21 protein-coding genes and 1 pseudogene are annotated in these 22,194 nt (G+C 31.1%); all 22 read right to left on the reverse strand.

Features of this window, described 5'->3' with window-relative positions:
* Positions 1–2 precede the first annotated feature (2 nt).
* The gene (locus tag QWY88_RS03480) at positions 3–1,268 is read right to left on the reverse strand and encodes a KpsE/RkpR family capsule polysaccharide export protein (RefSeq protein WP_304544100.1); all 1,266 of its coding nucleotides are present in this window, start codon (positions 1,266–1,268) and stop codon (positions 3–5) included.
* Between the two features lie 10 nt (positions 1,269–1,278).
* Positions 1,279–1,941: an ABC transporter ATP-binding protein gene (locus QWY88_RS03485; RefSeq protein WP_304544102.1), complete on the reverse strand. Its 663-nt coding sequence runs from the start codon at positions 1,939–1,941 to the stop codon at positions 1,279–1,281.
* Positions 1,938–2,717 (reverse strand): ABC transporter permease, encoded by a 780-nt coding sequence (locus QWY88_RS03490; RefSeq protein ID WP_304544104.1) that lies wholly within the window; start codon positions 2,715–2,717, stop codon positions 1,938–1,940. The genes QWY88_RS03485 and QWY88_RS03490 overlap by 4 nt, the downstream gene beginning before the upstream one ends.
* A 50-nt stretch (positions 2,718–2,767) precedes the next feature.
* Entirely contained in the window at positions 2,768–3,319 is a 552-nt protein-coding gene (locus tag QWY88_RS03495) for a class I SAM-dependent methyltransferase (RefSeq protein WP_304544106.1), read from the reverse strand.
* Positions 3,306–5,579, reverse strand: a complete 2,274-nt coding sequence (locus QWY88_RS03500; protein WP_304544107.1) for a bifunctional diguanylate cyclase/phosphodiesterase — start codon at positions 5,577–5,579, stop codon at positions 3,306–3,308. The genes QWY88_RS03495 and QWY88_RS03500 overlap by 14 nt, the downstream gene beginning before the upstream one ends.
* 22 nt (positions 5,580–5,601) lie before the next feature.
* Positions 5,602–6,744 (reverse strand): carboxynorspermidine decarboxylase, encoded by a 1,143-nt coding sequence (nspC, locus tag QWY88_RS03505; protein ID WP_304544109.1) that lies wholly within the window; start codon positions 6,742–6,744, stop codon positions 5,602–5,604.
* 13 nt (positions 6,745–6,757) lie between these two features.
* Positions 6,758–7,603 carry an HDOD domain-containing protein gene (locus tag QWY88_RS03510; RefSeq protein ID WP_304544111.1) on the reverse strand — a complete coding sequence of 282 codons (846 nt, stop codon included), beginning with the start codon at positions 7,601–7,603 and terminating at the stop codon, positions 6,758–6,760.
* 3 nt (positions 7,604–7,606) lie between these two features.
* Positions 7,607–8,791 carry a saccharopine dehydrogenase family protein gene (locus QWY88_RS03515; protein ID WP_304544113.1) on the reverse strand — a complete coding sequence of 395 codons (1,185 nt, stop codon included), beginning with the start codon at positions 8,789–8,791 and terminating at the stop codon, positions 7,607–7,609.
* A gap of 53 nt (positions 8,792–8,844) precedes the next feature.
* The gene (locus tag QWY88_RS03520) at positions 8,845–9,216 is read right to left on the reverse strand and encodes a diacylglycerol kinase (protein WP_304544115.1); all 372 of its coding nucleotides are present in this window, start codon (positions 9,214–9,216) and stop codon (positions 8,845–8,847) included.
* Entirely contained in the window at positions 9,203–11,047 is a 1,845-nt protein-coding gene (locus QWY88_RS03525) for an MFS transporter (RefSeq protein ID WP_304544117.1), read from the reverse strand. The genes QWY88_RS03520 and QWY88_RS03525 overlap by 14 nt, the downstream gene beginning before the upstream one ends.
* A complete protein-coding gene (locus tag QWY88_RS03530) occupies positions 11,047–11,772 on the reverse strand; it encodes a DUF695 domain-containing protein (RefSeq protein ID WP_304544119.1) in 726 nt (241 codons plus the stop codon). Before QWY88_RS03530 ends, QWY88_RS03525 begins: the two co-directional genes overlap by 1 nt.
* The gene (locus tag QWY88_RS03535) at positions 11,772–12,794 is read right to left on the reverse strand and encodes a glycosyltransferase family 4 protein (protein WP_304544120.1); all 1,023 of its coding nucleotides are present in this window, start codon (positions 12,792–12,794) and stop codon (positions 11,772–11,774) included. The genes QWY88_RS03530 and QWY88_RS03535 overlap by 1 nt, the downstream gene beginning before the upstream one ends.
* A 37-nt stretch (positions 12,795–12,831) precedes the next feature.
* Positions 12,832–13,659, reverse strand: coding sequence for a glycosyltransferase family 2 protein (locus QWY88_RS03540; protein ID WP_304544122.1), 828 nt, complete (start codon positions 13,657–13,659; stop codon positions 12,832–12,834).
* 1 nt (position 13,660) lies between these two features.
* Complete coding sequence (locus tag QWY88_RS03545) at positions 13,661–14,485, reverse strand: glycosyltransferase family 2 protein (RefSeq protein WP_304544124.1); 825 nt, start codon at positions 14,483–14,485, stop codon at positions 13,661–13,663.
* Complete coding sequence (locus QWY88_RS03550; RefSeq protein ID WP_304544126.1) at positions 14,478–15,554, reverse strand: glycosyltransferase WbsX family protein; 1,077 nt, start codon at positions 15,552–15,554, stop codon at positions 14,478–14,480. Before QWY88_RS03550 ends, QWY88_RS03545 begins: the two co-directional genes overlap by 8 nt.
* Positions 15,555–16,517, reverse strand: a complete 963-nt coding sequence (locus QWY88_RS03555; RefSeq protein WP_304544128.1) for a glycosyltransferase family 2 protein — start codon at positions 16,515–16,517, stop codon at positions 15,555–15,557. It abuts the gene before it with no gap.
* Entirely contained in the window at positions 16,496–17,464 is a 969-nt protein-coding gene (locus QWY88_RS03560; RefSeq protein WP_304544130.1) for a glycosyltransferase, read from the reverse strand. Before QWY88_RS03560 ends, QWY88_RS03555 begins: the two co-directional genes overlap by 22 nt.
* Positions 17,461–18,753, reverse strand: coding sequence for a flippase (locus QWY88_RS03565; RefSeq protein ID WP_304544132.1), 1,293 nt, complete (start codon positions 18,751–18,753; stop codon positions 17,461–17,463). The genes QWY88_RS03560 and QWY88_RS03565 overlap by 4 nt, the downstream gene beginning before the upstream one ends.
* Entirely contained in the window at positions 18,750–19,514 is a 765-nt protein-coding gene (locus QWY88_RS03570) for a class I SAM-dependent methyltransferase (RefSeq protein WP_304544134.1), read from the reverse strand. Before QWY88_RS03570 ends, QWY88_RS03565 begins: the two co-directional genes overlap by 4 nt.
* Positions 19,504–20,613 (reverse strand): hypothetical protein, encoded by a 1,110-nt coding sequence (locus QWY88_RS03575; RefSeq protein ID WP_304544138.1) that lies wholly within the window; start codon positions 20,611–20,613, stop codon positions 19,504–19,506. Before QWY88_RS03575 ends, QWY88_RS03570 begins: the two co-directional genes overlap by 11 nt.
* Positions 20,610–21,683 carry a DegT/DnrJ/EryC1/StrS family aminotransferase gene (locus tag QWY88_RS03580; RefSeq protein ID WP_304544140.1) on the reverse strand — a complete coding sequence of 358 codons (1,074 nt, stop codon included), beginning with the start codon at positions 21,681–21,683 and terminating at the stop codon, positions 20,610–20,612. Before QWY88_RS03580 ends, QWY88_RS03575 begins: the two co-directional genes overlap by 4 nt.
* Positions 21,680–22,194 (reverse strand): annotated as a pseudogene (locus tag QWY88_RS03590) (GDP-mannose 4,6-dehydratase); the annotation flags it as partial. The gene QWY88_RS03580 and the pseudogene QWY88_RS03590, both read right to left, overlap by 4 nt.

Raw genomic sequence — 22,194 nt, forward strand, 5'->3', positions numbered from 1 at the left:
TTCTACTCTTTATGATCTTTAATTATTTGACTTAACATTGAAAAGATACCATACATCAACAATGTTATGATAAGTATCGTTATAAATACTTTAGGTTTGTTTGGATATGTATAGCCATCCGGAAGATTTGGTTTACTAAGTACACTAAGCGTTTTATCATTTTTTACAACATCGATTTTTGTTGTTTCAAGCTGAATTAGGGCATTTTTATACACCTCAGTGTCAAACTCTAGTTGCATTTTTAATTTCTCATACGCTATAAGTACTTTGTTTAATGGATTGTCTTCATTGCCTGTTAAACTTTTCTTAGTTTTTGCAATCGTTTGCTTGATTTGTCTGATCTCATTTTTTAAGTTCACAAGTTCAAAGTTATCTTCATTCAAATAACTCTTTTTTGTAGCGTACTCGATCTGTTTCTGTGTCAAACTTACTTCAAGTTCAGCTATGATCCCGCTTGATGATGTTGCTTCGGCTGTCGGATCAAGTAAAAGGTGTTTATTTTGGTATGCTTCTAGTTGTGCAGAAGAGTTTTCCATCTTCTCTCTTGCTTTTGCAAATTCACCTTCAATAAATTTCAACTGTTTTTTCGCTTTTTTTCTGTTAAATTCGTTGATCTGATAGTCTACATTTTGTACTAAAAACTCTAAAATCTCTTGTGCTTTTTTAGGATCGACATGAGCAAATGCCACACTTAAGATCCCTGAGACTTCATCATAGTAAACTACAAGATGTTTGTTGTAAAAATCTAAAACTTTCTCTTGTGTTGCATCTTCAGGAAGTCTTTCTACAAAGTCTATAGCATCACTTTTGTAGTGTTGTGTCAAATGAAACTTTTGGTCTACTAAAGTATAAACATCGAGTGACTTTAAGTACTCCTCTACAATCTTAGAATCTTGCAGTTGTGAAGAGCTTCCCATACCAAGAAGTGAAAGTCCTAATGTTGAAGAAGTTGGATTTTGATTCATATCGCGTACTACAAGTGCAGTTTTTGATTCATAAAGTTCAGACTTTAAGAACACTACATAAAAACTACTCACTAAAAAAACAAGAATAAAAGCAAAACGTAATTTCAACTTCATATATCTTTCATTGAGGATACTTTTTGTAATATAATCTGTATCAATTTGTTTATAGTCTTTATTAAGTCGCTCTAAAGTTCCTAATAAACCGTGACGCCTGATCCGAGCAAAGTTCTTTCGGATAGTTCTGTGTTCTTCCTCTTTTTTTGTTTTTTCAAACCAAAATAATTGTATAAGTTTTTTTATCATTAAAATCTCTTTATTTGTTTATCTTATTGTATGTATTTATTGCATCATTAATGTCATCACAGTAGTGTATCTTCCCTTGATGCACAACTATTCCGGCATCACAAATCTCTTTGAGAACCGGCATAGAGTGACTTACTAGTAAAACATTACAATTTTCTATCTTTTTTCTTAATGCTTTTTTTGACTTCTCTTGAAAGTTTTTATCCCCAACTGAAAGTGTTTCATCTATGATTAGATAATCAAAATCAAAAACCAAACTCAGCCCAAAACTAAGACGTGATTTCATACCGCTCGAATATGTTTTAATCGGCATATCGAAATAATCTCCGATCTCGGCAAACGCTCTTACCGACTCGACAGCTTCTTCAATCTCATACTCACTCTTTCCATAGATGCGACATACAAATTTTACATTTTGACGCCCCGTCATAGAACCTTGAAAACCACCTGCAAGTCCCATAGGCCATGAAAAACTATTTTGCGAGCTAATCACTCCTGAATTTGGGAAATCTATACCACCAAGCATTCTAAGAAGGGTTGACTTTCCTGCACCGTTACGCCCCAAAATCCCTACATTTTTCCCAGAAGGGATCGTGATCGAGACATTGTTAAGGATATATTTTTTTTCATGTTTTGTCTGAAAATATTTTGTAGCATTTCGAAGTTCAATCATGAAGAGAGAATCCTTTTCTCACTTTTTGTGTAAAAGAACAAACCTATAAATAGTGGTAAAAGAGTCCAGTAGATCATATACTCATAGTCAACATACTGAGTATCGAGTGCGTGAAAATAAAAACCGTGAATCATCTCTATAAAATGAACAAGTGGATTGTAAAGGATGATCTCTCTAAGCACTGGAGGAAGAGAGTCTACCGTGTACATAAGTGCTGAGACAAAAAGAAGAGGTGTCATAATAATATTCATTATTTTTCCAAAGGTCTCGTAAAAGTATGCAAATACAGCAGACATAAGCCCAAGTCCAAAACCAAAAACACAGAGCCATACAACTGCAAACATTACCATATTAAAATCTTTTATGGCAATATCAAATTCAAAATAAACTCCAATTGCTAAAAAAACAAGTGTAGCCACACTACTTACTAAAATTTCTAAAATAACACGAGTTACAATAGTATCAAAAGGTTTCACCTGTCTATAGGCAAAAAGAGCTTGGTTAGCTGAAAAAGCACTCATAGATTTACTAACAATATTTTTCCATAAAAAAAATGCTAAAAAACTTGTTGCTAAAAATACTGGGAAATCAATACCAGGCATTGAGTTATCAGAAATAGCAGATTTTAAACCGGCAAAGATTAAAACCATTAACATAGCATCGAAAATTGCCCAAAAATATCCCATCTTTTTAGTTCCAAAGCGAGTTTGTACCTCTCTTAAAAAAAGGGCAATAACAACCGACTTGAAAATAGCAAATGATGTTCTCTTTGTCATAGATACCTTAGTTGTTTAAATTAATAAAGTATTATTATAGTAAAAAAAGCTTAAGGCTTTCTAGCTACCAAAGAAGCGACTCTCGTGTTTTCACCACGTAAATTAATGTCATCACGCTCTTCATAATAGATAATATCTAAACCTATAAAAGCATGTAAAAGTTCATTTTTTCTCAGTAAAAATTCTGGATTTGAAGGGCTTTGAAAATCTCCGTGAGCTATGATAAAAGTCTCGTATATTAGTACTCCCTCAGGTTTGAGTGCATCTTTAATCTGTGGATGTAAACGTCTGCTTAGGAAGTTAATATTGACGATCAGATCGTAGTTTTCTAACTCAAGATTGTAAGTATCTAAATCGGTTTCAATTTTCTTGATCTTTTCATCTTCTTTGATCTGAGAAAGTGCATAGTCACTTATGTCTACCGCATCTACTTCAAATCCTTGCTCGTGCATAAAATGAGTATTACGCCCTATTCCGCAAGCTATATCTAAAGCTTTTCCAACATTCGCCTCTTTCATATACTTTTCTAAAAGAGGTTCTACACTGTGACGCATAGGTTTTTCAACATGTCGTTTATTCCATCGCTCTTTATCTTCGATCATAAAAGTCCTTTATATATCTAATCAACTGATCTTTTTTTAACGGTTTTGAGAAATGATACCCTTGAAAAATATCACATCCGTGTTCTTTAAGTACTTCCACTTGTGCTGCTGTCTCAGTTCCCTCACATACGATCTTAAACGAGAAGTTTTTCCCGATAGAGAATATGGTCTTTATCAAGGAGTTCTCAGTATTTTTCAGAACACCATCTACAAACTGTTTATCGATCTTAATTTCAGAGATCGGAAGCTTATTTAAGATCGAGAGTGAAGAGTACCCCGTACCAAAGTCATCAAGAGAGATCTCGATCCCGTTTTCTCTTACTTTATTTAAGAGTGGAATTACATAGTTAAACTCTTCAATAGCCAAACTTTCGGTAATTTCAAGAGTAACATAGGTTTTATCTATCCCTATCTCAGAAATCGCATCTAAAAGTACCTCTAAAAACCCTGCTTCCATAAACTGTATAACAGATATATTTAACGAGATATGAAACTTATGTCCCGTCTCTTCCCAAATCTCTTTTATATCACGTAAAGATCTATTTATGACCCATTCACCGATCTTTAAGATCATTCCGTTATCTTCGGCAACAGATATAAACTTGTCAGGCGGTACAAAGCCCAGCTTTTTGTTTTCCCATCTTATTAGAGCTTCTACGCCGTATATCTGCATATCTGAAGATATTTGCGGTTGATACATCATGTAAAATTCATCATTATCCAAAGCGTGTCTGAGCTGGTGTTCTATATCTGAATTTTCCATAGATTTTTGATACATCTCTTGGTTAAAGTACTTGTAGGAATTACGCACTTTTTTTGCTTCATGCATAGCTATGTCGGCCATACTGAAAAGCTCGTCCAAGTTCACAGAATCGTATGGATATTTAGAGATCCCCATACTCACTCCAAGTCTAAATTCTAGTTCATCGATTGCACAAGGTGTTGATATCAGTTCTATCAGCTCGTTATGATCAAGCTTAGAAAAACTTAGGACGATAAACTCATCTCCGCCGTGACGGATGATAATATCTTCTTCATTAAAGAACTTATTTAACTTCCCTGAGAGCCCGACTAGTACTTTATCTCCTATATGGTGGCCAAAGCGATCATTGATATTTTTAAAATTGTCTATATCTAAAAATATTACTTCAAACTCTTTATCTTTTAAACCTTCAATTACAGCAGTATCATTCCCTATATAATCCCTATTGTAGTGACCTGTTAAAGTGTCATGGTTCACTTTATAGATCAACTCTGCCTCTTTTTCCTTCTCTTTTCTTGCAATTGTTCTAAAGAAAAGAACAAAACTTATAATAATAAAGAAGTAAATAGTAAAAATTGATAATAAATTGTCAAATACTACCGTGTTTACAAACGCTTGTTTTTGGGACACTACGACCCAGATCTTGTATTTTTGATTATAAGAGATCGATAGAAATATACTTTTGTGGTTTGGCAGTTTTGTAGATGTATAATAGATCTTTCCATCTTTAATCTCTTCAATGCTTGAGATATGAAACTCTTTTTGTAAATTCTCCATAAGTACAGCATAAGTGGTTTTCTTTAGGGGATTTTCATACATCTTCTTATAGTCAGAGTCGTGTTTATTGCTAAAATACATTCTATAATACTGATTGTTTTTATCTAAATCATGTACTAAAAGTATTGTTCTTTCATCATCTAAAGAGATACCGTTAAAAATATTGTTTTGCTTATTGTTTACAAGACCGGCGATCATAACTCCTAAAATATTTCCTTCATGATCACGTACAGCTTTTCTTACAGGGATTACCCAAGAGTTTAAAGGTGGGAAAAAATATGTACGCCCGACCACCATTCGATCGCTCTTTAAAGCTTTTTCAAATGTAGTTCTCACTGCATCGTTTGTTAAAATATTTGGTGTCTTTTTTATGTCGATATTTGCACTTGTTACTAAAAGGTTCCCTTTTGTATCTGTGAGTCCAAAGCCAATAACATATTTGGAATTTTCTAAAGCTTTTTGAAGAAGTTCTCTTGAATTCTCTTTATTTTTTAAGAGTTCAAAAGATAAAAGTTCTTGAGCCAATGTATCTAACAACACCTCATTTTGACTCAGTGTTGTATCTAAACTGTTATATAGAATTTTATTGTACGAAGATGTAAGAGTTTTATTTGTTTCTAAAATTGCGTTATATCTAAGATAAGCGATATATAGAAAGACTATTGAGATAAATGAAAATAGTATAAAGAACAATGACCATATATTTTTAATTTTTTTCATAATATCTTACTTTGTCACTATTTTATGACAATCGCCCTTTATAATCATCGTATCCGAACTGTTTAATAACTTCTATCGTACCATCTTTTCTTTTAATTGCCAATGATGGCAAAGCTATTCCGTTGAAAGTTGTATTTTTCACAAAAGTATAGTGTATTTGATCTTCAAAAATTATTTTATCACCAATCTTTAACGGTTCATCAAAAGAGTAATCCCCCATAATATCACCTGCAAGACAAGTATTTCCACCCATTCTATATGTGTAAGGCTTTTCACCCGCTTCACCGCTGCCTCTCACATCTGCACGATAAGGCATCGCTAAAGTGTCCGGCATATGAGCCTCGGCTGACGTATCTAAAATAGCTACATCCATACCGTTGTGAAATGTATCTAAGACTGTTGAAACAAGATATCCAGTTTGCCAACCGACAGCTTCACCTGGTTCTAGATAAACATCAATATTGTTATATTTTTTCTTAAATTCTTTGATTAACCAAACAAGTTTCTCAACATCATAATCTTTTCTAGTAATATGATGTCCTCCTCCAAAGTTTACATACTTTAAATTTTTAAAATATTTTCCAAACTTTTCCTCAAAAGAGAGTAAAACCTCTTCAAGTGCATCAGCATCTTGCTCACATAAGGCATGGAAATTCAGCCCATCAAGGTGTTCAAGTATACTCTCATCAAAGTTTGCAAGTGTTGTTCCAAGGCGTGAATAAAGACCGCAAGGGTTATAAATATCCACCGGAGAGGATGAAACTTCAGGGTTAAGACGTAAAGAAATTTCTATATTCGGATTTATCTCTTTGACTTTTAAAACAAATCTCTTCAATTGATTTGGAGAATTAAATACTATGTGATCAGAGATTTTTGCGATCTCTTCAATATCTTCCTCTTTAAAGGCGGGTGAGTATGTATGTACTTCTGCTTTTTCGTTGTGTCTGCAAAACTCTTCACGAGCTAATTTAGCTTCGTGTAAACCGCTTGCCGTGCACCCTTGTAAATATTTTGCAACAAGGTCAAAAGTAGACCACATAGCAAAACCTTTAAGTGCTAAAATAATTTTTGCACCGCTTTCTTCTTGTACATACTCAAGTAGTTTTAGATTTTTCTCTAATAATTCTTCTTCACATACATATGCCGGTGTAGGTATATCTCTCAACTTAGATCCCTTTCTAGTTTTCAATATTCAAATTTAGATATTTTGCCTGTAATCTATAAGCCGTATGCTCAAAATATTTATGATCATAACCCATCTCTTCAACAAGTTTTACACTTTTTGAAATAGAGTCTTCGGTTAAAACCTCTTTGACATTAATGGCTGTGCGGACTATGTTAAGGGCCTTAATAAATTCACAAATTTTTTTATCGTCTTGAGAGCACTCTTGCTCATTAAGCCCTTCTAAAATCTTAATATATAGTTCATCCAGATTCCAATGCTCAAACAGCTTTGCCGAGATGTAGTAACTTGTTACTCCCAAAAGTTCCCGTTCATACTCATCTGAATTTTCACACTCATTAAAACCTTGGCGAAATTCACTTGTATACTCACTCTCTATAACTTCATGCGCTAAGATGAGTTTTCCGCCCTCCATAATAAGTGCTAATGATGATAAAAAGCCTGCTTCTTGAACATCAATTTGGGAAAACCATTGTAACATTAATGCACTTTGCAGGTGGCACAATTCATTAAACTGTTCATTCGTAAGATTGTAAACACTCATATCGGCTTTTACATTGTTTAACAAAGCGTAGTGGATCACTAAAACTATAATCTTTCTTGCCCCCAGCAGAGTAATTGCCAGAGTAATAGATGAAATCTTAGTTTTAAATCCGTAATACGGAGAGTTGATCATCTTTAAAATATTTGCCGTTAACATAGCATCTGACTCTATCGCCTTAGACAGCTTTACAATATCGATATCTCCAGTTTTACCGCTGTAGATATCTTGTATCTCTTCAGCTATCGAAGAAAGTGAAGGGAGAGTCTCAATCCTTTGTGCTATGTCGGCAAAAGTCATAACTTACACTTCCAGCTCTTTAACTTTCCAAGGAAGTCCTTGTTTGTTCATCTCTTCCATAAATGGATCCGGATCAAGCTGTTCCATATTAAACACACCTGTACCGCTCCAAATCTCTTCTAACATCAGTTTTGCACCAATCATTGCAGGAACTCCGGTTGTATATGAAACTCCCTGAGAAAGTACCTCTTTATAGCACTCTTCATGATCTTTTACTTGGTAGATGTAGATTTTTTTCTTCACACCGTCTTTAATACCTTCAGCAACAATACCGATGTTTGTTTTCCCTTTAGTTCTAGGACCAAGAGATGCTGGATCAGGAAGCAATGTTTTTAAGAACTCGATCGGAATAATTTTTTGCCCTTGGTGCTCAACAGGCTCAATCCCTAGCATACCAACATTTTGAAGCACTTCCATATGTTTTAGATAACTTTGTCCAAATGTCATAAAGAAACGGATACGTTTTAAACCTTTAATATTTTGTACAAGCGATTCCATCTCTTCATGGTAAAGAAGATAAGAGTCTTTCGGCCCTACTTCAGGATAATCCCAAACTTGCATAATCTCCATAGGCTCAGTTTCTATCCACTCACCGTTTTCCCAGTAGCGCCCTTTTGCACTTACTTCACGAAGATTAATCTCAGGGTTGAAGTTTGTTGCAAACGGATACCCGTGATCACCGGCATTACAATCTAAAATGTCAATGTAATGGATCTCGTCAAAGTAATGCTTTTGCGCATATGCACAAAATACATTTGTAGCACCAGGATCGAAGCCACTTCCAAGAAGTCCCATAATACCAGCTTCTTTAAATTTCTCGTCTCTTGCCCACTGCTCTTTGTACTCAAACTTAGCTTCATCAGGATGTTCATAGTTTGCAGTATCTAAATACGGTGTATTTGTAGCAATACATGCATCCATAATAGTTAAATCTTGATACGGTAATGCCACGTTAATAACAATATCAGCACCAATTTGTTTTATAAATTCAATAAGTTCTTCAGTATTATCAGCATCAATACTTGCTGTCTCAATAGTTACATTTTTAATTTCCGAAGCGATCTCATCACACTTAGATTTTGTACGGCTTGCAAGGATGATTTTTCCAAATACATCAGCATTCATTGCACATTTATGCGCAACAACTCTTCCTACTCCACCGGCACCAATAATCAATGTTGTATTCATTGCAGTGTTCTCCTATATTTTGTACTGATATTTTAGCACACGAAATATTAAGTTTAGACCATCTTAAATGCGATCAGCAGGACAAAAATCCAAATCATGCCCGTCACAATCAAACTAAGTAAAACAAGTGTAGCCCCTACATCTTTTGCTTTTTTTGCCATGATGTGATAATCAAGAGTCACAAGGTCTACAACTCTCTCAACCGCAGAGTTTGCCACTTCCGAAGCTACCGGTATAAATAAAGAGATAAACAAAATAGCCGAATAGGAAAAATCTATAGGCAATACCCATGCTATGATCCCCATACTAAAGAGCATTAAAAGCTGCCACTTAAATGATGTTTCATGCTTTACAATGTCTACAAACCCCTCAAGTGCATATTTACCATTTCTAAAAAGATTATGTTTCGGTTTATTTAATTCCATGTTCTTCCTTCATCTGTTTTATTTTTTCCTCTACTTCATTTGCTTTTATATTTTTAGAAAGAGGTGCTCCAAAAATTACTTTTACTGTACGTCTTGAAAAAAAGCCATTGTGTTGATTCGGTTTTTTATTTTTTGCAAATTTGCTGCCAAACATCCCATCTATGAAAAAAGGAACGACATAACCGTCATAGCCACCATCTATCAATTCAAACCCTTTTTGAAAGTTTGTTATATCGGTATTTCTTGCTATGGCACCTTCGGGGAAAATAGCTACGACTCTTTTAGCTTTTAACCTGCGGGAAGCTTCTTTAAATGCATCTTTAAATGCTCGAGAAGAAAGTGGTATAACCTCCCCTTTTTTGAGTAGCGGTTGTAACCACTTGATCGAATAGATATCTTTATCCATCATGTAGTTTATTTTTCGTCTAAACGGAAATTGCAATATTGCCCAGTCCAACCAGCTTACATGGTTTCCAAGCAATAAGATCGCCTTGTTATCAGAGAGGTTTTCTAGACCTTCATACACCACTTTATAACGCAAAGATATAAACGCCCCTACTACACTCCAAAAAATTTCAGCAAAATAGTTTTTAAACAATTTATAGATGAGATAAATTCCAACAAAGCCCATCATATAAAATAGTACTTCGGCATTCATTCCAAAATAAGCAAAAAAAGTTGTTATCACTAAAAATGAGAACATAAAGATATTTTGTACAAAGTTGCTTGCCGCTAATATCATTCCTAAATGTACATTTGAAGCAAGATACTGAATACGGGCATTTAAAGGGACAAGTAAAAATGCCGAAAAAACACCAAAAGAGGTAAACATAATAGCTATAATCCACATAGAGTGTACAAACGGAACTAAAAATACTATTGCCGTTAAAAAGATTGCACCGATACCTGTGATACCTAAATTGATATGATTTTTTGAAAGTTTTGCCGCAATGATCGAACCCGCTACTATCCCGATCCCTGCTAAGGCCATAACACCTTGAACAAATACGGTATTTGTAATCCCTATCTCTGTTTTTGCATACTCACCAAATATGGCCAACACAACTTGAGAGATAGACCAAAAGAAGCTGAGTGCTAAAATAGCATCGAGTATCTCTTGTTTTCTACTAATCGCTTTAAGGTTTTTATGAAGATATACACCTTTGATGTATCTTTTAAGAACAAATGTCCTCTTGCTTGATTGAGCCTGGGTATTTGGCATTTTTAATGTCAGCACCCATTCTACAGTCATCCCAAGTACCAAAAGCCATCCTAAAGGGGCAATCGCTTGAAGTATCTCCTCTTTTGTAGTTAAACTCTCTGAGTATAAGCTCTCAAAAAAGATCGAGTAGATAATGATCCCACCCAAAATAGCAACAGTTGTTGTGGCTTGAACGGCAGCATTTCCACTACTTATCAACTTCTCTCCAACCAACTCTTTTATGTACCCGTACTTTGCAGGGGAGTATATGGCACTTTGAAGGGCAAGTAAGAACGTTAAAGCAAATGCGAAGAAAAACCACCCTTTATAATATGTAAAGGTGATGAGCAGAGTTAATACAAGCCCAAAAAGAGCCGAATGTTGCATCACTTTACTTTTTGCAAATCGATCAGCTAAAAAACCGGCAGGAGAAAAAACTAAAATAAAAGGGAATAGGATCAATGCATTGACGATTGCAGTTAACATGATTTGCGTTGAACCGTCATACATTTTAAAGATAGTATTTTGAATAATTATCTTATGCCCTAAATCGGTAAAAGCGTTGAGAAAAACTACAATAATGTAGTTAATCATCCCCGTTACGGCAAATATTTTCTCTTTTTTATTCATCAATCGTTTATAGCGTCATCTATAAGAGTAGTACTCCACCCTTCGTAATGCCCATGATCTTTTTGTAAACTTTCATAAACAGCTTCTACCGCTTTGTCTACTACTTCAGGTAAAAGCTCGTGTGTTTTAACAAGTGCGATACCGTTGTCAAAATCTTCTGAATCTATATCATCTTTGTATTCAAAGCCCTCTAACGATAAATTTTTAACATAACGCTCTTTTTGCGTTGGCGTATCAAAGTAAACATAATGTTCTACCGGACGTGCAATACTTAGGTCATCATCCTCATCTATCAACATCTCTAAAACTTCTCTACTTTGCATGTGGTGTGATTCAAGTTCTGTCGGATAAAGATTATGTGTATAAAAATCCCATTTACCGTCTCTTACAACATTTGCTTCGTAAGGATATTCAAGTGAACTAAGAATTGGTGAAACTTTATTATTTAAAGATTTAGAATCTTTAGAATAAAAGTAAAGCTCCGTCCACCCGTCAACTACCCTGCTTCCTACATATTTTGCCGCATCATCATGCTCTATACTCATAATGATAGATGCTTTAGTATCTAAAAATTCTTCATATTTCTCTTGTGCTTTATCTTCTAAATCAAACTTGATAAATACACTAAAAAGCCATGAATACTTTTGAGAGTATGCATAAGCATTTAAGTTCACTTCCGTCGCTATTTTTTGCCCATCTTCTTGTTTATAGTAATGTTGTGTCATTATTTCTTCAATTCACCTTTATTTTTTAAAATTGTTGTAAAAAGCATATATGCCATTATAGTTAAAATTACAAAACTAATGATCATGGCTACTGGGAATAAACCAAGTGGATAACTTTCTATATGTCTTGCTACTACATACCCTAAAAAGCAAAATATAGCCTGTGACATCATTAAAAAGAATGTAGTCTGTTTAGCAGATCCAAAAAAATCATTTAAGATATGATGAATATGTGTATTATCAGCTTTAAAAGGGGATCCTTGATATTTTATTCTTCGGATCATTACAATTAACGTATCTATCACAGGTACTGCTAAAAAGTACAAAATTGCAACCGGATGAATATAATGAGAACTTAAAAGTGCCAAAACAGCCAAAATAAAACCTATTGTTAAACTTCCACTATCTCCCATAAAAATTTTTGCCGGATTCCAATTAAAGAATAAAAATGCACTCAAAGCACCGAGTAATCCAGTTGACAAAGTCAAAATTACTATATCATCAAATTCATTCCCAATATGTGCAAATGCCAACAATATAATCAAACTAACTCCTCCGGCTAAACCATCAAGTCCATCTATTAAATTAAGTGCATTTGTGAAACCTATAATAGCAAAAGCAGTAAAAGGAATTGCGAAAAAACCTAAAGTTAAATTAAACCCTAAATACTCACCTAATGATGTTAAGTAAACACCATCTAACGACAACACAAGTGATGCTATAAATATAACAAGTAATTTGAATTTAGGATTTGCACTAAAAATATCATCATAAAAGCCTAAAAGAAAAACCATGAAAATTGAAAACAATAGATAAACGTTTTTTCCATCAAAAAAGTTCATATATACAAAAAAAATCAACAAAGACACAAATATTCCTAAACCACCACTTCTTGGAATAGTTTTAGTATGTAAACTTCTCTCGTTTGGAATATCATTTAAACGTACTATACCTTTTAATTTTATAAGTGCATAAATAACAATGAAAGCTATAAAGAATGTAATTAAAAAATTTTCTATCATGTGAAGAATTATATCTAAAATATTATTTTATAGTTAATCATGACTGTTTAAGGAATTCCATAATCTTTTCATTAAAATTTTTTCTTTCTTTGTCAAAAAACCAACCCCATTTATTAAAGTAATATATTGCTGATTTAATATGGGACAATAAAAGTTTCTTATTGACATACGATTCTTTTGCATACTCATGAACTATTTCCACTTTCGGATAAAAAATTGTTTTATAATTCTTATGTATTCTTCTATTTAAGTCGGTATCTTCTAAATACATAAAAATATTCTCATCAAAAAGACCTACTTTTTCTAAAATTGAAGTTCTTAAAAACATAAAACAACCACTTAGATTTGGTATATTCATTATTTTATTATAGCCGCTCTCTCGTAATTCATACTTACGATTTCTATTATCTTTCCAAGCTTTGAATGGTATAAACCGACGTAAAACCAAATCTTTAGGTGTTGGTAATAACTTAGCTAAATATTGAATTGTTCCATTAGGATATTTTACTTGCGGCATAGTATTACCGACATCTTGATGTGTTTGCATATACTCAAACAGTTCTTCTAAAATCCCTGTAGAAAAATATATATCTGGATTTAAAACTAAATGAAAAGGTACTTCATCATCTATACTTTTTCGCATAGCTATATTATGTGCTGAACCATACCCCAAATTTGAATTATTAAAAATATATTCTATTCTCTCATCTAAATTTTTTAACACTTTTAGATCATCATTTGATGAGTTGTCTACTAAATACAATTTTACATTTAAAGTAGTAGCTAAAAAACTCTCGATCGTTTTTTTGAGTTGTTCTATTTTATTATGATAAAGGACTATTGAAGCATTAACTTGATACAACATTCTACTTTTTATATATTCGTAAAAAAATTACTTTTATTTTACATATGCAAAAACTATAAAAACTCATTTTTTCATTTAACATGTTCTTAATTTTTATATAATCATTAAAAATCTTCTTAGAAAATAAAATTTTTAAAAAACGTATAAAAGAAGGTTTTTGATATCCAACTAAATTTGTACTATGCTGTCTATATAGTATTGTTGTATCTTCTAAAAAAATATTTTTACCATATTTTGCTACATTTAATGCTATCCACCAATCATGCATAAGTGCTTGTTGTGGGATAGGTATTGATATTTCTAATGCTTTTTTATTTATCATCATTGCACAGCCAGTTATAACATTTTGACATTTTAACAATTTAAAAAAGCTGGCAATTTTAGGGTTTAATTTTTGAGACTCTACCATTGATTCACTAATAATATTTAATTTTTCATCTACAACAATTAAATCAGAGAAAACGATTAAAGGTATATCTTTTCCATACTTTTTTTCAGTATCTTTCATTGAAGATAAAAACATCTGAACTCTATTTTCCAGCCAAATATCATCTTGGTCGCAGAACATAATATATGGTGATGATGCTTTTTGTAATAAATAAGAAAAATTTTGACAAGCACCACCCTTTCTAATATTATCATCAAAAACAACTAATTTATCAGAATGTTCTAATGCATATTTTTTAATAATTTTTATCGTATTATCTGTAGAACCATCATCATGAATTAGAATTTTAAAATCTTGATATGTTTGTTTTAAAATTGAATCAAGTTGTGCTGAAAGGTATTTTTCTCCATTATAAGTTGCTAAAAGAATATCAATCATTTTTTTTATAAAATCCCACTACATCTTTAATCGTCTCTAAAATTTTAAATTTATATTTTTTATCAGGTTCTAAATATGTACCTTCAGCCCATTCATTCCACGCATTAAAAAAAATAAACTCACTATTTTGTTGTTTTGCTTTATTAATTTGGTGTTTAAAATAGTATCTAAACTTTTCCAAAGTCATATTTCTAAAAAACAATCCTCGATAAACTTTTCTAGCTGTATTATCCCAATCAAAAAAAGCTCCCAAATAAACTTTTTTCTTCACTGACCTATTACTTCTATTCAAAATAGTTTTCCAAACATGGTCATAACTTTTAGAAGCCAATCCCTTATTAATAAAAATTTTTAATAGTTTATCATATATTCTATAGCTCAAAGACATTCCATTCCCACTAATTGTATACATTGGCTCAAACTCAACTAAAGCTTCTGAATTATCTACATAACTTTTTTTTTGAAAAGAATTCAGTGTCTCTATTAAATAAATTCCATTAAAACTATTTTCTATAGCCAATTCATTCCAATACGAAATCATTTCATTAACATTAGGAATGTTTTCTGTCCTATATATTAAGAACATGGGTTTATTATCCAATTTAATATAACGTTCATCTTGAAAAAAAGGTAATAAATATTGAAAATGAAGTTTCCAATCTTCTTCTGTGCCATAGTCTTGAGCCATTAGTACATTTGTATTTTGTCCATCCCAAGTTCGTGCCCAAGGTTCATTAGCCCATGAAAAGCAGAAAGGAATAGTTACTTCTTTATCTTTCAACATGTTTTCTAAAGGCTTTTCTAAAAGTAATTTTCCGTTAAACCAATAATGATAATAGCAAAATCCATATATTCCATGTTCTTGAGCAATTTTTGATTGCCATTTCATAACAGCTAAATCTAAAAGATCATAATAGTTGTCATTTAAAGGCTTTCTTGGCTGATACTGTCCCTTCACTAACTGTGTTGCTTTTTTAACATTGGTCCAATCAGTAAAACCTTTTCCCCACCATTCATTGTTTTCAGGTATCTCATGAAACTGTGGTAAGTAAAATGCTAGTATTTTCATCTACTTAGTGTCCCTTTCAAATAAAGCAATGAGCCTATTTCCTATAAATAACTTCAGTATTTTTAATAATTTTTTACTTGATGTATCCCGTGGAAATAAATATTTGTAATATTTAAACGTATATTTAAATGCATTTAAATTAATAAAACTATTATAACGATTTGAATACATTAAAATGTTATCAATTACTGCTCTAATACTATTTTGATCTAACTTTAAAAGATTTGATTGATGTAAAATGACAATACATTGACTCAAAAAATTCAAATAATACTCTTTTCTTACTACAGAATTCAATCTTTTTTTCTCTTTAGTATTTGCACCTATAACATTATTTTCATGAAGTCTATACATTATCAAAGGTTTGTCTATATATTTTATACCACCATTATTAATACCTACCATTGCTATCCACATATCGTGATATTTGAACTCTTTAGGAAAAGGTATAATTTTTGATACAAACTCTTTTGTAATCATACAAGTGCATCCTGTTATGTCATTTTCACCAAAAATACACTTTATCATCTCAGTATTAGTATTTTTTTTATAAAATTTTGTCCATGAATCACTTATTGTACGATCCCTATTATCTATTAAAAAAGCATCACTATGGATTACACTATTTTTATCAATTTCTTCAACTAAAACCTCTAACTTTTGAGGTAACCAAATATCATCTTGATCTGATAAGGCTATATAATCACCATTACACAAACTTATAGCTTTTTCAAAATTTTTTACATAACCTAAATTATATTCATTGAGATAATATATCAAATTATATTTTTTACTATACTCTTCTAAAATATTAATAGTATTATCATCAGAACAGTCATCACATACAATAACCTCTATATTTTGATATGTTTGATTATAAATACTGTCCAATTGTTTTCTTAAATATTTTTCACCATTATAAGTTGCAATAGCAACTGAAACTAATCTTGAAGTATATGACATTTGGTTCTCAACAATAAATGGTAAAATACACTTTTTAAGAAAGCATAGTTCTTTGGAACATAGCTAAAAGAATACAAAGTTGCTAAGACTCCATGTTTTATAGAAGACCAATATCTAATATTCTTAGTTAGAATCAGCATACTTAAATGTATATAAGCCAAGTGTTTATATTTTGGATACTTCTTATCAATTGAATATAGGATATATGGAATATGTATATCATCTACAAATTTTTGATAGTCTACTCCATGTGAAATCCCTTGCTCATGTTGTCTATAACAGGAAAGCACTTGAGAGTTATATTTAACTTTTCCAAAAATGCTAATGAATGAAAATAAAAATTTATCACCAGAATAAAATTTATGACTTAATGGATATTTTTCCAAATAAGAAGTTCTAAACATAAATGTAGCAGTTTGAAAAGGTGGCTCAGATAAAAAATCAGCACTTCTCAATACTTCTTTAATATTTCTTCGATAAAACATTCTTTTTATTTTTCCATTTTCATCAATTATTGAACATTGATGTGCAATTCCAGCATAATCTATATTTTTTTCCAAAAATTTAATTTGTAGTGCTAATTTTTGAGAACTTGTCCAATAATCATCACCTTCACATAATGCTATGTATTTTCCTTTTGCCTTTGTAAAAGTTACTGGCATTGGTCTAATACCCTTTTGATACCCATTTTCTTTTTCATAAATTGGTTTAATTATATTAGGATAATTTTTTTCATATTCTCTAATAATATGAGCTGTTTTATCAGTAGAGGCATCATCTCTAACAATAATTTCAAAAACAAAATTAGTTTCCTGCATTAAAAAACTATCAAGAGCTTCAGCAATATAATTTTGGTGATTATAAGTAGTACAGCATATACTCACTATAGGATTATAAGGATCACCCTCCCAATTTTTCATTATTTCTTTTTCTGTCTTCTTTATCATAAAAGTTTTCCTATTATGTTGTATAAGTATACAGGATTTATAGACTTAATCATTTCCAAAGTACTTTTTCTCATTGGTTTCCATAAAAAAGAAAAAAGCCATGTACTTAAAGCTTGTGTACATAATGTTGCCAAAGCTGCTCCAGCTACTCCATATTTTGGTATTAATATGAAATTCATAAATATATTTAATACAACTGCCATAACATTATTATACAATCTATATTTTTGTAAATTCTCACTTATTAACCATATACCTCTTGCAACTGCCTGAGAAATGAATATACCACTCCAAATATTATAAATAAGTGCTTCATATGCCCCTAGATATACTTGTCCAAATAGAAATAGAATGATGTCTTCTCCAAATATTATTGTCACTATTCCAACAAATACTCCTAACCAAAACATAAAAGAGTATAACAATACTAATCTTTCATGATAAAGCTGATTATTTTCTTCTCTTAAGCTAACAAAATAAGGCATCATTGTACTAATCATAATATTTGGAATCAACAGCCATACTTCAGATAATCTTACTGCTACACTATAAATACCTACTTTCTCCGTATCTAACATATTCCCAATCATAACTTGATCAATTTTTGTATAAATAGATATTAGAAAAAAACTTAATGCCAACGGCCAAGAAAACTTTAGAAGTTCAATAGCTTTCTTAGTACTAAAGCGCCATTTATTTATAGCATAGCCTGTTTTTTTATAAATAAAGATTAAAAACAAACCAGATAAAAATAGATCAAATACATTTGCTACAGCAAAATAAAGTACACTGTATTCATTTAGTATAAAATATATTTTGAGTAAACTACTAAGTATAAACGCTGTATTCCTGGCAATTACTACATATTTTGAAAGTACCTTTGACTGGTAAAAAAAATCTATAACATCAATAGATTGTAAAATGAATCCAACACTAATAATAAATATCACGATTTTAGTAATACTATCCGTTTCCAAAAAATAAAGTGAAAGATAAATTAAAAAAAGAGTAATTATAGAACCTATAAATTTAAGTCCAAAAGCAGTACCCATCATATAGTTTGTAAGCTTAGGTTTTTTTACTATTTCTCTTATTATGATTTGGTCAAGACCTAATTTAACAAAAAACATATATAATGCAGTATAAGCTAATGAATAGTTTAATATACCAAAATCATTTGGGCCTAAATACCTAGCAACCCAAATACCTACTAGAAGTCCACCAAATATCCTAACTATATTGTCAAAAAAAAGCCATGAGATATTTTTTAAAATTTTTTGTTTTATCATTTATTCAAATTTTTCTTTTTAATAATAAAAATAGGCCTATTTAGAAACTCACCTAAACTATCATCTCTTTCAATATTCCTTTCATTTACATCTTCAAATTTAATAATGTTTCCAATCTTCTGCGCTACACCTATTTTTACAACTTGAAATTTTTCATTTAAATTAGAAATAATAAACTCAATCAACTCTTTTTTTGTTCCACTTTCAAAGAGAGGTAATAAAATATTACCTTTCCAATTAAAACCTAATTGAAAAACTACAGTGTCTGCCTGTAGTAATACATTATTTAAATATTCTATTATTTGTGCTAACGCTTTCTGTTTTGAAAGTGAATCATCACCAAAATCATCTCCAATATGATGTAATACATTGAGTAATAAAACAATATCATATTTATCATCTTGCTTAAAATCATAGTATTCGTTATGTATAAGTATCTGAGCATCTCTATTTAATATTTTTGATGCAAGTTTTACAAACTCTGCATGTTCTTTATTACCCTCATAATAAGTTACATTTTTCGCTTCATTAGCTAATAATTCAAAACTAAAATATCCTGTATTACCACCTATATCAAGTACGTTTTTATCTTTAATTTTTACATTGCTTAAAATATAATCCAACCTTATTTTTTCATTTCTTGAGTTTATCTTTACCTCATTACTATTCAAAAATGGTTCTAGTTCACTTGCTAATACCTGATAATTTGAATGTTTACTTCTACTAGTATACATTTGTTTTAATTTCTTTTCAATGTTCATATTCTTTTCCATATAATTCTATTGTATCTCTTCGATTAAAAACTTCACACTGTAGTAAAGAATCTATGTTTTTATAAAATTGTTCTCTAGTATAGTTATAAAACATTAACGCTTCTCTATTTTCAATATTTTTACTTATACCATCATCCCAAAAATAACATGTTTTCCCTTTTTGAGCTTGAATAGAAGTTTTTACATCAAAGCCATAATCATTTAACAAAAATTCAAAAAAGTTATAATTTGCATCAACAAAAAGTTGTGATGGCCCCCAAAACCTTGGATTAGCCTCGATCATTTTATAATTATCATCTTGTACTTTTAGTTCTATCATAACTAAACCATTGAAGTTTTCTTGCAAAAACATCATTTCAAATTTGTTTGATACTTTATGATTATGAAAGTTAGATAACTTAGCATAAATCATAGATTTTCCAGCTTCTTGCTGTATAAAATTTTCTTGAGAAAGTTTATATACATGTCCTTTTTTATCGAAATAGTATAACAAGTATATACAACGACCTTCGACATATTCTTGAAAATAAAAATCCTTTAGTGAATATTTTAACTTAAATGCTTGTAATTCTTCAACCGTTCTAATAATCATTGGAGCATAAGTATTGCCATTAATCAAATATGTTTTAGGTTTTGCTACAAAAGGTAACTTTATATTGTCAAACTTTTCATATTCTTCCGGTACCTTAATTCCATATTTTTTACACATCAACGAAAAACTATATTTATTTGAAATTTTTTCATACTGGATTTTAGGAACGAGTGGTATAAAGCAGTTTAAGTACTTAAAATCGTTTATATTATCTAAAATAAATCTATTAAGTGCTTCTGTTGATGGAGCTATCATACATTTATCAAAGGCACTCTTTTTTTTAATTTCTTTTATTGAACTTAATAAATCATTCAAATCTAAGTGTATTTTTTGTCTAATAGAAAATACTTGTTTTTTATATTGTGTTTTAAATATGTCATCATCTTTAGACTTTGCAATTATTACATAAGGTAATTTTTGTTCTTCAAGTGTTCTAATAAAAGCAACTACAGCTCTGAGATTAAAACCTGAAAAAATCACAATCCCCTTTTTCATAAAACCTCTTTAATAATTTGTATTATTCTAAATTGAGTTTCATTTTCGAGCTCCGGATATATAGGTAAACAAAGTATCCTTTTTGAAATATCTCTCGATATCTTACATATTTGTTTAGGTTCTATATAATCTAAAGTATCAAGCGATTGATAAAAATATCTCCGAGGGAATATCTCCTTTTTATTTAAAGCTGTCTGCACCTTCAAAAGTTGTTTTTCATTTTCAAACATTACTGGAAAATAGCTATAGTTTTTAGTTGAATTTTCATTTTGTTTTTGAAATTCCACAAAACTATCTAATTCTTTTTGATAAATTTCATATACTTCTTTTCTTTTTTGATTAATTGATTCTAACTCATCAAGCATACATAACCCCATAGCTGCTTCAAACTCATTCATTTTTGCATTAGTTCCAAGATGTGGTATTGACTCAGGATTCTCAATACCAAAATTTATGAGATATCTTGCTTTTTCCACTAAATCATCATCGTTAATAACTAACGCTCCTCCTTCTATTGTATGAAATAATTTTGTAGCGTGAAAACTTAAAGTTGATATATTTCCATAATTCAAAATACTTTGACCTTTGAATCTAACATCAAAAGCATGTGCAGCATCATAAATAACTTTTAAATTATGTTCTTTTGCGATTTGTTCAATTACTTCTACTTCACAACCATTTCCAAATATATGTACCGGTACTATTGCTGATGTATTTGGAGTAATAAGCTTTTCAATATTTTTTGGATCTATATTTAAAGTATGAGAATCAATATCTGTAAATATTGGTAATATTCCATTAGTCACTAGGGAACTCGTTGTTGCTACAAAACTAAATGGTGTAGTTATAGCAAACCCCTTAATATCTAAAGTTCTATAAGCTATCTCTAATGCTAAAGTACCATTAGCCACAAGGACTATATTCTTCACTCCTAAATATTCTGCAAGTCTTTTTTCTAGTTCACGTACCATAGGACCATTATTTGTAATCCAACCATTAGCATAAATTTCATCAACATACTGTTTATATCTCTCTTTATTTGGTAAATATGTTTTAGTAACGTTTATCATTTCTTTGTGCCATATTTTTTAAGATACCAATCAACAGTTAAAACTATACCAGTATCAAAGTTCTCATCAGCTTTCCAGCCAAGAGTATTTTCTAGTTTTGTAGCATCAATTGCATAACGTCTGTCATGTCCAGCTCTATCGTCTACGAAAGTTATAAGTTCTTTATAACTTTTANAGTATTTTCTAGTTTTGTAGCATCAATTGCATAACGTCTGTCATGTCCAGCTCTATCGTCTACGAAAGTTATAAGTTCTTTATAACTTTTACCGTTTTCTTGTGGAACTTTCTCATCTAAAATCGAGCAGATACGATCAACTATCTGTAGGTTTGTTCTCTCGTTTCTTCCGCCAATATTATAAACATTCGCTTCTAAACCAGTATGATACACTAAGTCTATCCCTTTACAGTGATCAAGTACATATAACCAGTCACGAATGTTTTTACCGTCACCATAGATAGGTATGCTTTCTCCTGCCAATGCTTTACGGATGATAGTTGGAATCAGCTTTTC

This window comes from Sulfurimonas sp. hsl 1-7, from assembly GCF_030577135.1.
Taxonomy (GTDB): Bacteria; Campylobacterota; Campylobacteria; order Campylobacterales; family Sulfurimonadaceae; genus Sulfurimonas; species Sulfurimonas microaerophilus.

What these genes read in the sequence shown, in the direction of transcription:
- QWY88_RS03560 (WP_304544130.1), bottom strand. Translation starts at nt 17,464, where the DNA reads ATGATAAAGAAGACAGAAAAAGAAATAATGAAAAATTGGGAGGGTGAT.
- QWY88_RS03580 (WP_304544140.1), bottom strand. Translation starts at nt 21,683, where the DNA reads ATGATAAACGTTACTAAAACATATTTACCAAATAAAGAGAGATATAAA.
- QWY88_RS03570 (WP_304544134.1), bottom strand. Translation starts at nt 19,514, where the DNA reads ATGAACATTGAAAAGAAATTAAAACAAATGTATACTAGTAGAAGTAAA.
- QWY88_RS03500 (WP_304544107.1), bottom strand. Translation starts at nt 5,579, where the DNA reads ATGAAAAAAATTAAAAATATATGGTCATTGTTCTTTATACTATTTTCA.
- QWY88_RS03530 (WP_304544119.1), bottom strand. Translation starts at nt 11,772, where the DNA reads ATGACACAACATTACTATAAACAAGAAGATGGGCAAAAAATAGCGACG.
- QWY88_RS03490 (WP_304544104.1), bottom strand. Translation starts at nt 2,717, where the DNA reads ATGACAAAGAGAACATCATTTGCTATTTTCAAGTCGGTTGTTATTGCC.
- QWY88_RS03550 (WP_304544126.1), bottom strand. Translation starts at nt 15,554, where the DNA reads ATGAAAATACTAGCATTTTACTTACCACAGTTTCATGAGATACCTGAA.
- QWY88_RS03575 (WP_304544138.1), bottom strand. Translation starts at nt 20,613, where the DNA reads ATGAAAAAGGGGATTGTGATTTTTTCAGGTTTTAATCTCAGAGCTGTA.
- QWY88_RS03485 (WP_304544102.1), bottom strand. Translation starts at nt 1,941, where the DNA reads ATGATTGAACTTCGAAATGCTACAAAATATTTTCAGACAAAACATGAA.
- QWY88_RS03535 (WP_304544120.1), bottom strand. Translation starts at nt 12,794, where the DNA reads ATGATAGAAAATTTTTTAATTACATTCTTTATAGCTTTCATTGTTATT.
- QWY88_RS03565 (WP_304544132.1), bottom strand. Translation starts at nt 18,753, where the DNA reads ATGATAAAACAAAAAATTTTAAAAAATATCTCATGGCTTTTTTTTGAC.
- QWY88_RS03540 (WP_304544122.1), bottom strand. Translation starts at nt 13,659, where the DNA reads ATGTTGTATCAAGTTAATGCTTCAATAGTCCTTTATCATAATAAAATA.
- QWY88_RS03510 (WP_304544111.1), bottom strand. Translation starts at nt 7,603, where the DNA reads ATGACTTTTGCCGACATAGCACAAAGGATTGAGACTCTCCCTTCACTT.
- QWY88_RS03525 (WP_304544117.1), bottom strand. Translation starts at nt 11,047, where the DNA reads ATGAATAAAAAAGAGAAAATATTTGCCGTAACGGGGATGATTAACTAC.
- QWY88_RS03515 (WP_304544113.1), bottom strand. Translation starts at nt 8,791, where the DNA reads ATGAATACAACATTGATTATTGGTGCCGGTGGAGTAGGAAGAGTTGTT.
- QWY88_RS03555 (WP_304544128.1), bottom strand. Translation starts at nt 16,517, where the DNA reads ATGTCATATACTTCAAGATTAGTTTCAGTTGCTATTGCAACTTATAAT.
- QWY88_RS03520 (WP_304544115.1), bottom strand. Translation starts at nt 9,216, where the DNA reads ATGGAATTAAATAAACCGAAACATAATCTTTTTAGAAATGGTAAATAT.
- QWY88_RS03480 (WP_304544100.1), bottom strand. Translation starts at nt 1,268, where the DNA reads ATGATAAAAAAACTTATACAATTATTTTGGTTTGAAAAAACAAAAAAA.
- QWY88_RS03495 (WP_304544106.1), bottom strand. Translation starts at nt 3,319, where the DNA reads ATGATCGAAGATAAAGAGCGATGGAATAAACGACATGTTGAAAAACCT.
- QWY88_RS03545 (WP_304544124.1), bottom strand. Translation starts at nt 14,485, where the DNA reads ATGATTGATATTCTTTTAGCAACTTATAATGGAGAAAAATACCTTTCA.